The sequence below is a fragment of the Streptomyces sp. NPDC050416 genome, assembly GCF_044458845.1.
Taxonomy (GTDB): Bacteria; Actinomycetota; Actinomycetes; order Streptomycetales; family Streptomycetaceae; genus Streptomyces.
Window position 1 is genome coordinate 62475 of the sequence record NZ_JBITII010000006.1, and the last position, 9915, is coordinate 72389.

The 9915-nt window shown below is 68.2% G+C and carries 17 protein-coding genes; 9 read left to right on the forward strand and 8 right to left on the reverse strand.

Features of this window, described 5'->3' with window-relative positions:
- Positions 1 to 38 precede the first annotated feature (38 nt).
- Positions 39 to 212, forward strand: a complete 174-nt coding sequence (locus ACIBL4_RS19705) for a hypothetical protein (RefSeq protein ID WP_399411722.1) — start codon at positions 39 to 41, stop codon at positions 210 to 212.
- A gap of 193 nt (positions 213 to 405) precedes the next feature.
- Here ACIBL4_RS19705 and ACIBL4_RS19710 read toward each other — a convergent pair whose 3' ends face one another.
- Complete coding sequence (locus ACIBL4_RS19710; protein WP_399411724.1) at positions 406 to 1425, reverse strand: tyrosine-type recombinase/integrase; 1020 nt, start codon at positions 1423 to 1425, stop codon at positions 406 to 408.
- 259 nt (positions 1426 to 1684) lie between these two features.
- A complete protein-coding gene (locus tag ACIBL4_RS19715; protein ID WP_399411726.1) occupies positions 1685 to 2194 on the reverse strand; it encodes a helix-turn-helix domain-containing protein in 510 nt (169 codons plus the stop codon).
- A gap of 154 nt (positions 2195 to 2348) precedes the next feature.
- Here ACIBL4_RS19715 and ACIBL4_RS19720 point away from each other — a divergent pair, with 154 nt between their 5' ends.
- From ACIBL4_RS19720 to ACIBL4_RS19735, 4 genes are all read left to right on the forward strand, one after another.
- Positions 2349 to 2492 (forward strand): hypothetical protein, encoded by a 144-nt coding sequence (locus ACIBL4_RS19720; RefSeq protein WP_399411728.1) that lies wholly within the window; start codon positions 2349 to 2351, stop codon positions 2490 to 2492.
- Entirely contained in the window at positions 2489 to 2791 is a 303-nt protein-coding gene (locus ACIBL4_RS19725) for a hypothetical protein (protein WP_399411730.1), read from the forward strand. The genes ACIBL4_RS19720 and ACIBL4_RS19725 overlap by 4 nt, the downstream gene beginning before the upstream one ends.
- A gap of 2 nt (positions 2792 to 2793) precedes the next feature.
- Positions 2794 to 2976 carry a hypothetical protein gene (locus tag ACIBL4_RS19730; RefSeq protein ID WP_399411732.1) on the forward strand — a complete coding sequence of 61 codons (183 nt, stop codon included), beginning with the start codon at positions 2794 to 2796 and terminating at the stop codon, positions 2974 to 2976.
- Between the two features lie 135 nt (positions 2977 to 3111).
- Positions 3112 to 3747, forward strand: a complete 636-nt coding sequence (locus ACIBL4_RS19735) for a hypothetical protein (RefSeq protein WP_399411734.1) — start codon at positions 3112 to 3114, stop codon at positions 3745 to 3747.
- A gap of 46 nt (positions 3748 to 3793) precedes the next feature.
- Here ACIBL4_RS19735 and ACIBL4_RS19740 read toward each other — a convergent pair whose 3' ends face one another.
- Positions 3794 to 3952, reverse strand: a complete 159-nt coding sequence (locus ACIBL4_RS19740; RefSeq protein ID WP_399411736.1) for a hypothetical protein — start codon at positions 3950 to 3952, stop codon at positions 3794 to 3796.
- A gap of 9 nt (positions 3953 to 3961) precedes the next feature.
- Positions 3962 to 4345 carry a DUF3307 domain-containing protein gene (locus tag ACIBL4_RS19745; protein WP_399411737.1) on the reverse strand — a complete coding sequence of 128 codons (384 nt, stop codon included), beginning with the start codon at positions 4343 to 4345 and terminating at the stop codon, positions 3962 to 3964.
- 192 nt (positions 4346 to 4537) lie between these two features.
- Between ACIBL4_RS19745 and ACIBL4_RS19750 the strand changes: the two genes are divergently transcribed.
- Positions 4538 to 5050 carry a hypothetical protein gene (locus tag ACIBL4_RS19750; RefSeq protein ID WP_399411739.1) on the forward strand — a complete coding sequence of 171 codons (513 nt, stop codon included), beginning with the start codon at positions 4538 to 4540 and terminating at the stop codon, positions 5048 to 5050.
- Between the two features lie 11 nt (positions 5051 to 5061).
- Here the strand turns inward: ACIBL4_RS19750 and ACIBL4_RS19755 are convergent, their stop codons facing one another.
- Genes ACIBL4_RS19755 through ACIBL4_RS19770 form a run of 4 tightly spaced genes read right to left on the reverse strand, consistent with a single transcriptional unit; the run spans position 5062 to position 6910 of the window.
- Positions 5062 to 5409, reverse strand: coding sequence for a hypothetical protein (locus tag ACIBL4_RS19755; protein ID WP_399411741.1), 348 nt, complete (start codon positions 5407 to 5409; stop codon positions 5062 to 5064).
- 15 nt (positions 5410 to 5424) lie between these two features.
- Positions 5425 to 5781: a hypothetical protein gene (locus ACIBL4_RS19760; RefSeq protein WP_399411743.1), complete on the reverse strand. Its 357-nt coding sequence runs from the start codon at positions 5779 to 5781 to the stop codon at positions 5425 to 5427.
- Complete coding sequence (locus ACIBL4_RS19765; protein ID WP_399411746.1) at positions 5778 to 5975, reverse strand: hypothetical protein; 198 nt, start codon at positions 5973 to 5975, stop codon at positions 5778 to 5780. Before ACIBL4_RS19765 ends, ACIBL4_RS19760 begins: the two co-directional genes overlap by 4 nt.
- On the reverse strand, positions 5972 to 6910 hold the full coding sequence (locus tag ACIBL4_RS19770) for an N-acetylmuramoyl-L-alanine amidase (RefSeq protein WP_399411748.1): 939 nt from the start codon (positions 6908 to 6910) through the stop codon (positions 5972 to 5974). The genes ACIBL4_RS19765 and ACIBL4_RS19770 overlap by 4 nt, the downstream gene beginning before the upstream one ends.
- Positions 6911 to 7103: 193 nt before the next feature.
- Between ACIBL4_RS19770 and ACIBL4_RS19775 the strand changes: the two genes are divergently transcribed.
- The 3 genes from ACIBL4_RS19775 (at position 7104) to ACIBL4_RS19785 (ending at position 9746) form a co-directional block, all read left to right on the forward strand.
- Positions 7104 to 7316, forward strand: a complete 213-nt coding sequence (locus ACIBL4_RS19775) for a hypothetical protein (protein WP_399411750.1) — start codon at positions 7104 to 7106, stop codon at positions 7314 to 7316.
- Positions 7317 to 7422: 106 nt separating this feature from the next.
- Positions 7423 to 8070 carry a hypothetical protein gene (locus ACIBL4_RS19780; RefSeq protein ID WP_399411752.1) on the forward strand — a complete coding sequence of 216 codons (648 nt, stop codon included), beginning with the start codon at positions 7423 to 7425 and terminating at the stop codon, positions 8068 to 8070.
- Complete coding sequence (locus ACIBL4_RS19785; protein WP_399411754.1) at positions 8067 to 9746, forward strand: NAD-dependent epimerase/dehydratase family protein; 1680 nt, start codon at positions 8067 to 8069, stop codon at positions 9744 to 9746. Before ACIBL4_RS19780 ends, ACIBL4_RS19785 begins: the two co-directional genes overlap by 4 nt.
- Positions 9747 to 9915 lie beyond the last annotated feature (169 nt).

The following is a 9915-nucleotide window of genomic DNA, read 5'->3' on the forward strand; positions in this document are numbered from 1 at the left end:
CGCCGTGATTCCTCTCGCTGCAGAGCGTTGCCCTGATCGTGAAGAGATTCGAGGATGCCTTCGTTGAGCTCGCCGACGGCGAAGCTGTCTACACCCTGCTCCTCAACGGCGGCCAGGCCCGCGCCACGCTGCGGGCACTGGAGAAGGCGCCGGATGAAGACGGTGACGCCGCTGCCGCACGAGACCGGCTGGCCCGGCTGCTCGAAACGTGACAGGCCCCGCCGAGACGGGGGAGCCCGGCGGGGCCTGCGGCCAGTGTGGCACGACCTCCTGACAGGACGGTGGTGTTCCGCGTACCGTGGCCGCACCGATGGGGAGGCATCATGAGCGACGACACCGCCTGGGGCTAAGCCCCGGACAGCAGGACGCCCCCGCAGCTGGATCGCTGCGGGGGCGTTGTCGTGCTCAGAGGCCGATGTCCTCGCTCGCGGCGTCTGTCCACTTGTCGGCCTCCCGAATGTAGCCCCAGAAGGCTGGGCTGTTCTCGGCGTGCCCGGACTGCTCGCGGATCTTCTCTTCACGCTTCCCGGCTCGGCGGCTGGTGGTGATGAATCCGGCCCGCATCGAGTGGCCGGTGAGTCGGACGGACAGTCCGGCGCGTTCGGCGTTGCGGGCGATGATTTCGCGGACGGCTTCGGGTGAGAGGGCGCGGTTGCCGAGGCGGCCGTGGACGGTGATGGGCAGGAAGGCGGGCCCCGACGTGATGCCTGCGGCGGCGCGCCAGGTGAGCCAGGCGCGGACGGGGCAGGTGTCCACGTTCTTGCCTTCGTGGACAACGACGTCCCGGGGTGGGCGGCCCTTTACGGCCGGGACGTGAACCTCCAGGCCCTGACTGACGTGGACGATCGCCTCGGCACGGAGGGCGGCGACTTCGGCGGAGCGTCCGGCGATGGAGAAGGCGGTGAGCCAGAGGGCGCGGTCGCGGAGTCCGGTGAGTCCGTCGGCGACGGCGGCGTTCATCTGCCGGAGTTGTTCGGGGGTGGCGGCGGCAGCCTTGCCTCGGCCGCGCGCCATGCGTTCGGGGTCGTTCTTCAGCGGCTTGAGGGCCTGCCGGGCAGCGACTGTGGCGGCCTTGGGGACTTCGATGCCGTGCTCGTTCCGCGCGGTGACGGTGACGCCGGTGATGCGGCGGTCGATGCTGTTGGGTGCGGCGAGTTTGATGGTATCGAGCCAGACGACGAACCCGACGAGCGTGCCCTTGGTGACCGCGGTCAACGGCAGCGGCTGCCCAGTGCGTTCGGCGAGCCACCCGTGGAACTCCTCCCAGAGTGCCCAGTCGTTGGCGTAGCTGCGTTTGGTGTTGTGGGGGCGGATGGCGTCGAGGTGCTTCTCGGCTGCCTCTTCCATGGCGTGCAGGACGGCGAGTGTCGCGGCGTCGTGGACGGCAGGGGTGGCGTCCGGCTGGAGCGGCGCGAGGTCGGTCATTCGGTGACCTCCAACTGCTTCCACGCCCATGGGGTGTGCGTCGTGTGACGGTGATGCCTGCCGCAGGTCCGGCAGTGCGACGGCCGCAAGTTCGCCTGAGGGACGAACGCATGCAGCGGCTTCAGCCAGTGCCCTTCGACTTGCAGGTGGTCGCCTCGGTGTTGGCCGCAGCGATCGCAGATCCAGTAGCCGTCTGTGCCATCGGGGTTCACGGGTCCAGGCCGGAACCAGTGATCAGTTATCAGCGGTGGGCGGGTGCTCATCCGTTGACCCCCTCGTCGGCGAAGATGATCCGGGTATGGCCGCCGTGCCCGTGAACGGCTTCCGCGTCGTCCATGGAATCCCAGAAGACGGTTGAGCGCCGTTCGCCTGTCCAGCGGACAGAGGCGGTGCCATCGGGCCAGAGCGTGCCGTGTGCGACGACGCCGGTTCCTGATGCTCCCGTGACGTCACGGTCACGCTGGAGCCAGAACGGCCTGGCGATTGAGGCAGGCCGAGGAGACGGCCGGGTCATATCCGGCAGCGGGCCCGTCAGCAGATCGCCCGGATCAACGCCGAGAGCCTGCGCAGCTGCGACGAGTTGATGGACGGCGAGGTGCTGCCGTCCAGCTTCGACGTTGGACACGGAGGATCGTCCGATGCCGATCGCAGCCCCAAGAGTGGACTGGTTCAGGCCGCGCGCTTCGCGGGCCGCTCGGATGCGTTGCCCGAGTGCGGTGTAGAGCGCGTCAGCGGACTGAGTGGGTTGTTCGAGAGGGCTTTCTGGCATGTCTAATTGTACCGTTTTTTCGCCCGCGATATGGCATGTTATCGAGGGCCGTCGCCCTCAATGGCCAGCGCTTCAGGGAACGTTATGCGCTACCTTCCACTCCAGTCTTGTCGCACACTCTTGACTTCAAGTCTTGACTTGCTATCTTGAGTTCATGCCTACCTACCGCATGACCCTTACCGTCTACAGCGAGGCCGACACCGCAAGCGAGGCCGCAGGGGCGTTCCTGGCAGCGACCGAGGATGCCGATGTCTCGTTCGACATCGTCGAGACCGTGGAAGCCGAGGGCCAGCAGTGAGCAAGCCCCGCCTCCTGCCCACCGGCAACTGCTGGTGCGGCTGCGGAAAGGAAGTCGGCCTCGGGAAGTTCTTCGCCCAAGGCCACGACAAGACCGCAGAGTCCGCGCTCATCGCCCTCAAGTACGAGGGCAGCGTGCCCCACTTCCTTCACGCCCACGGCTACGGCCCCCAGCACTCCGTCACCGGGGCGGCTGTGGAGCAGGCAGGCTGGCAGGAGTGTGTCTGCGGATACCGGGGCGCGCCCGCCAGCGTCCGTCGCCACCAAGCCAAGGACGGCCACAGCGGCCTGAAGGAGTAGCCGTGGACAGCTCGGCCCGCACGAACGTCAGCTTCTTCGTCCCGGTCGTCGTCGCCCTCGGCGTGTTCGCGGCCATCGTCCTCCCTGGCGAACTCGGCTGGGCCCGCTTCGCCGCCGCATCCGTCGCCTTCCTCGTCATCGCACCGGGCGGTGCCTGGATGCTTGGCCGTCTCCTGAAGAAGTGACGACACAACGAAGCGCCCCGCTCCCATGCCGAAGAAGGAGGGCGGGGCGCGGTCGTGTCACGACTCGGTGACTCCTGCACACATCTCCCCCACACCTGCTTTACCGTGTTCCGACGTTCAACCTTGGGGGAACTCATGCGCGTTCGCGCTACCGCAGCGACGGCTGCCCTGCTCCTGGCGACACTCACCGCATGCGGTGGCGGCAGCAGCGAGAAGGCCGCGGCGAGTACGCCGCCAGCCACGGCCACGCCTAGCGAGAAGGTCGACTGCACGGACCAGACTCTCGACCAGGCCGAATGGATGAAGCACTGCTCTGGTGAGGCCGGCACCGGTGGGGACGGCACAGAGGGCAAGCTGACGGGTCTGAAGTTCGGCGAGTCGTACACATGGCCGGACGGGCTTAAGGTATCCGTTCTGGAGGCCAAGGAGTGGACGCAGTTCACTGACGAGGACTACGCCACCGACGATCCGGCGCAGACGGAGTTCCGGGTCAAGGTGAAGGTTACGAACGGCGGCGAGGCGCCCGTGAAGCTGGATGACCTGTCGGTGTTCATCGAGGGAGCGACGAATGGCGGCGAGGCGGCCACGACCGGGTTCGCCACGGATTCCCAGCCGCTCGAGGGTCGGCTTGCTCCCGGCGTGAGCGCGACGAAGACCGACGACAACGCCCTCGAGACGAAGTACGGCAAGAAGATCGTGGTGACTGTGCAGCGAAACAGCGACGACTTCAGCCTCGACTTCCCCGAGTTCGAAGGTGAGATCACCGGCTGACGTCCGCACAGCGAGCGCCCCCACCGCAAGAGCGGTGGGGGCGTTGTCACGCGGGTTCGTCGTCGGCCGGCCAGTCGGGTTCGAGGAACGGGTTGATGGCCGGCGCGGGGATGGGCTGGGGTTCGGCCTCCCCCATTTGCACGAGGCTCCGCATGTCCGCCGCCGTGTCGTCCCGGCGCGGGGCGAGGGGAATCGGGTCGGGCATGGACTGCTCCTATAGGTAGCGGACGGCGGCGACGTTGATGATGAGGTGGATCGTGTTGTCCGCGATGATCATCAGCCAGACAGCCATCCACGGCGGCCGATCCTTGTGGTAGCCGGTCCCGGAGCACTCCGACCACGGATGCCAGTAGGAGCGCGGTGCCATGAAGTTCTTCACCCACACCACGTGCCTTGCAAGCCGGTAGTGGTCGATCACGGCGTGGGTGATGACGATGACTGCGAGCGCGACGGGCGACTGGGTGACGAGCAGGAACGGCAGGCCATAGGTCACCGCATGCGCCCAGGCGGGGAACCAGCGCTTCGTCTTCTCGTTCGCCATCCAGTCGGATTGCAGGATGTAGTCGCCGACGAGATGTGCCAGCAGGACACCAACCATAGGGTTTCCTTACGGGTATTGGCGGCGCGTCGGGTCGAGGCCGGCGGCGAGCGGGCCGGGTAGGTCGGGGTCCTGGTCTCCGCCGGTCTGGCGGCAGGTGTAGTGGGTGGAGCCGTCGCCGTCCGGGGTGCAGGTGTAGGTGGCGCCCCGGTAGGTGAACGTCCAGCTCGCCGGTGCTGGGCCTGGCGGTCCTTGCCCGCCCGGCTCTCCTTTCTCGCCGCGCTCGCCTTGCGGTCCGGCAGGTCCGGCTGGTCCGGCTTCTCCCTGCGGTCCGGGAGGTCCGGCCTCGCCGTCGGCACCATCTGCGCCCGCCGCTCCGTCAGCTCCGGGCTTCCCCGACGGGCCGGGCTCTCCCGGCTGGCCGTCTTCGCCGGCTGCCCCTGGCTGGCCTGGGGAGCCGGACGGGCCTGGCCGCCCTGGTTCGCCGGAGGCTCCCGCGTCACCCGGCATACCTGGCTCTCCCGGGTCGCCTTGTGGTCCGCGCACGGACTCGCCGGGCTCGCCACGGGACCCTGGCGGCCCGGCCACGGGGCTCTCTCCGAGTCGTTCCACCTGGTTGGCCAGGGCGTCCCGGGCTTCGTTGGCGGTGCGCAGGTCGTGCGCCAGTTGCTGCATGGTGATGACAACCCAAGCCAGCACGGCGAGCGCAAACATCGATGCGAGCACAAATCTGACGTCGGCGCGTCGGCGGGCCTTCGCCGGTGAGCTGTGAGCACTCACGCGCCCGCCCCCCTCGCCGAGAGGTACACCTGCAGCAGGACGAGCAGCACCGGCACGATCAGCCCGGTCAGGATGAGCCGCTTGTCGGCGCGCCGCTGATCCTCGGCTTTCCGCCGCTCCTGCTCGGCATCCTTCTTCTCCTGTGCGCGCTCCACCTCGATTGCCGCCACCCGCTCTATGACCTGCCGGTGAACATCATCGGCGGTGCGGCGTTCCAACTCGTACCGTTCGACGCTGACCTTCTTCTCGAGCCGAGCGCCGTACTCGCGGAGGTCTTCCTTGAGGTCGGCGTGGATGGCCTCAAGGCGTCTGGCGACCTCGCCGAGGGTCGGCTCGTCGGCCACGTGCGGCTCCTACGTTCAGACGCCCATCGGGCCGGTGGGTGCGGACGGGCTGGACGGTGTGACTTGCACGCGGGTCGCCAGCGTCAGCAGGGCCAGGACCACGGTGTTGATGGCGCCGACAGTCTCCTGGCTGACCTCGTAGCCGAATGCGGCCACGGCGGTCGCGCCGGCCGCGACGATCGCGGTGAACGCCTGGGGGGCGACGGGCCGGGTCATGGCGGCGGCGATTCCGCCCAGGACCGCCGAGACGACGGCGACAGTGGCGCCGGCCTGCTCGGCGGTCAGGCCAGTAACGCCGAGGCTCACGATGAGGCCGAGTACCGCGGACAGGGTGTTGAGGACGACGACCGGCTCTCTGCCGAAGATCTTCATTGCTTCTCTGCTTCCTGTTCGGCGCGGCTCGCCTTGGCCGCGGAGAGGTGTCCGACGAAGTTGGCGTACAAGCTCATCGCGGCGACCCAGAGGACGCTGTTCGTCCACAGCAGCAGGGTGGGGATCAGGAGGAGTGCCCACGCTCCGGCGAGGATGTAGTGGATCCAGGCCACGCGCTGCGGGGTGAGCTTCATGCGACGACCTTGAAGCCGTAGCGGTCGCCGAGGCGCTCGAGGCTGGTCTTGCCGGGGATGCCGTCGGCGGCCTTGCCGCGGTAACCAAGCTTCTGCTGCCACTTGGCGTAGGCGGCGATGGTGGTGGTGCCGTAGTGGCCGTCGCTGTACCGCTTGGCCAGCAGCCCGGCGTCGACGAGGGCGGCCTCGACAGTGCGCACGCCGCTGTAGGTGACAGGCATCCCACGCTGCGCCGGGTTGGACTTGGCGGCGGCGACCAGCTTCGACAGGTCGACGACCGGCCGGGACGGCTTCGGCAGCGGCTTGGGCGCCGGCGGCTTCGGCGTGGAGGGCGTCGTACCGGCGAGCCGCCGGGCGACACGGTCGAGGATGTCTTCCCAGTCCATGCCGGGTCCGCGGGGGTCCACTTTGCCGGGCTGCCAGTCGAGGTGCCGTATCGCCGAGCGGGCGGACCATTCGTGGTGGCGGCAGAGGGCGGTGATGACGCGGACGATCGCCTCGATCTGCGCGTCGGGCCACGAGTCCTTGCCGTCGCCCATATTCTCGCACTCCCAGCCGTAGAAGTGCCTGTTGCCGTCGACGGTGGCTTCATTGTCGGCGGGCGGGGTGCGTTCGGCGATGACGGCGGCGAGGACGTCGGGGTCGCCGAGGCCGGCGTGGTTGGCTCTGCCGTAGCCGACGAGGTGCACCTTGCCGTCCTTGGTGATGACGCCGTGGCACAGCGGCCCGGGCAGGGTGCTGTGGCCGTTGCGGCAGATGTCGACGGTGGCCGCTGCGCCGCGGGTGACGGTGTGGTGGATCATCACGCCGTTGACGGGTCCCCACGGGCCTTTGCTGTTGCGGTTGTGGGTTTCCCAGTTGCCGACTTGGACGACGTCGAGGCCTTCGTCTCGGAGGCAGTTCAGGAAGTCGGCGGGTGTCATCGGTGCGGCCATGTGGTCTCCTCAGTGCGGCCGATACCTTTGAATCGTAGCTTGAACCCCGCCAGTAACCTACGAATCACAGGTATCGTGGGGTGAGGTTCTGGCTCAGGAACCAGTGGCAGGGGTGTGGCCGTGCGGGTCTGCTCCCCTGCCACACCAAAACCCGCACCCCACCCGCACACGAACCCGCACCCAGGAGCAACCCATGGCTGAGGCCACGCCGACCCACTCCCCGCTGCGCGATCACGTCGTCGCCGTCATCCGCGAGTTCCCCTACGACGACTTCGGGATGGACGAGGTCTCCTATGCGCTCGAAGCCGATCCCGACTCGCAGGAGTGGGTGCCCGCTCTGGCCGACAAGATCCTGACCGCTGTCCGCCAGCGCTCCGAAACCGAGGCGGACGGAGGCGAGTCGTGACCGTCATCTGCGCCGCGCTCTCCTTCCTGTTCGCGTTCGTCGTCCTGTCGTCGCTGCAGCCCGTCGAGGTGCGTATCGACTACATGCCCGCCGCCAGGAGCGTGCGGTGAGCGGCCCGTGCACGCGGCGGGAGTGCGGCGGCGAGGTGCACACCGACGGCTGGGGTACGCCGATCCAGTGCCCGGCCGCCCGCCGCTGCCCACGCTGCGACTGCCCTGATGGCGCCGAGCAGTGCGACCACTGCAAGGTCTGCCCCCACGCTCCGCGTACAGACGAGGCCGACGACGCCATCCGCGAGCAATGCCCGCACTGTGTTGAAGCGCCGCCCCGCAACCGGGTTGACGCGCACATTAGTAGCGCACACGCCGATCTGCCGGACTGCACAGCGCGCATCGACAACGAAGACGGCCTCTACACGTGCGCGTTCCGCGCCGGGCACAAGGGCGGCGAGTACGGCGACTGGCATGCCAGTGCACGCAGCGGCCCATCTGGCCGCACCGTGTGGAACGACAGCGCACGAGGCGCGGTGCCACACCAGCCCGCCTCTGCCGCCGAGGCTGAACCCGAGTTCGCGCTGTCCCTACGGGAGGACGACGGCACGCTCATCGTCGGCATCCACCCCGACGGCCACATCACCATCGGGCCGAACTACCAGCCTGATGCGGCTGCCCGCGAGTTCTGGGACGCCGTCACCCGCGCCGCAGCAGCCGCCACCCCATGGCCTCAGACCACCACCAGCAAGGAGCAGGCATGAAGACCCTCGTCACCGGCGGCGCCGGATTCATCGGCGGCTGGATCAGGAAGGAACTCAACGCGCGCGGCCACCAGGTGCTCGTCTTCGACCACCAGGACCGCCGCCAGCAGCTGGCCGCCGGCGAGGAGTTCTTCCTCGGCGACGTCCGCGACGCCACCGCCGTCACCGAAGCCGCCGCCCACGTCGACGGCATCATCCACCTCGCCGCCGTCCTCGGCACGCAGGAGACCATCAGCAACCCGCGGCCGTCCGCCGAGACGAACATCCTCGGCTCCCTGAACGTCTTCGAAGCCGCCACCCAGTACCGGCTCCCCACCGTCTACGCCGGGGTCGGCAACCACGCCATGAGGCTCCAGGGAACAGGCTGCTACACGATCACCAAGTCGGCCGCCGAAGACCTCGCCCGCATGTACAACCTGTACCGCGATGGCGGGCGCATCACGATCGTCCGGCCCGTCAACGCCTACGGGCCCGGACAGTCCATTGCGACGCCGTATGGCTGCGTCGATCCGCGCACACCCGTACTGTGCAGCGACCTCGCCTGGAGGCCGATCTCCAGCCTGCGGGAAGGTGACGAGATCATCGGCATCGACGAGTACGCGCCTGCGAGGAAGCAGCGAAAGCTGCGTCGGGCCACCGTGACGGGTTCATGGGCGACGCGAAAGCACGCGGTCCGCCTCCACTTCGACGATGGCCGGTCCGTCACCTGCTCGCTCGATCACCCCTGGCTCGCTTCCTCACCGTCGGGGCAGATCCGCCAATGGATGGAGGCGCGAAAGCTCCGCACAGGGGACCGCGTTGTGTGGGTTACGGACCAGACCTGGGGCACCGGGGACAGCCGTTCCCACGGCTACATCGCTGGCCTTCTGGATGGCGAGGGGCACGTAGGCGGTCACGGGCCGGTATTCACACAGAACCCTGGGCCTGTGCTCGACGAGTACCTCCACCTCCTCAAAGAGTTCGAGTTCGCCCCCCAGACCCGGACCAAGGAGAACGGCCGGATCGTCGTGGACGCGTGGGTCTCGGGATTGTCCTCACGACTCCGGCTGCTGGGTGAGTTCCGCCCCGTCCGACTCCTCGCCAAGGCTTCACAGCTCTGGGAAGACAGGGCCCCGAACGGTGGGCGGGCAACCATCGTGGCCATCGAGGAGCTGGGCGAGACAGACTTGTGGGACATCGAGACTACGTCGCACACCTACATCGCCAACGGGTTTGCGTCGCACAACTCCAGCAAGGTCCGCAAAATCGCGCCCTCGTTCGTGTGCCGAGCCCTCACCGGCACCGACATCGAGGTGTACGGAGACGGCACTCAGATCAGCGACTGCGTGTACGTTGCCGACGTCGCCCGCGCTTTCGTCGCTGCGCTCGAGCACACCGCCGAACACGGGCCCACCGAGCGCCCGGTTGAGGTCGGCCCGCTCGAGTCGTGCACGGTCAACGACATCGCCCGCCTCGTCGCCGAGGAGGCCACCGGCTACACCGGGCTCCAGCCGGTCGGTATCAAGCATCTGCCCATGCGGCCCGGTGAGGTCCCCAACGCGGTCGTCACGTCCGACACCAGCACGCTCCAGCAGATCGGTATGACCGCCGACGACTTCGTGCCCCTCGACGAGGGCATCCACCACACCGTCCGCTACTACGCCGAGCACTGGCTGCCTGGGTATCTGGCAGCCTGACGGGACGGAGAGACACAGTGCCGCACCGAGTCACCGCTCTGCTCATCCCGTGCCCGTGGTCAGGTGACGACAACGACGCCGTACCGCGCAGCTACCAGGCATGGATCTGGCTGTACGCGAGCACCAGGCGCCTACGTCACCGCATCGGCCTGCACGACTACAGGTACAT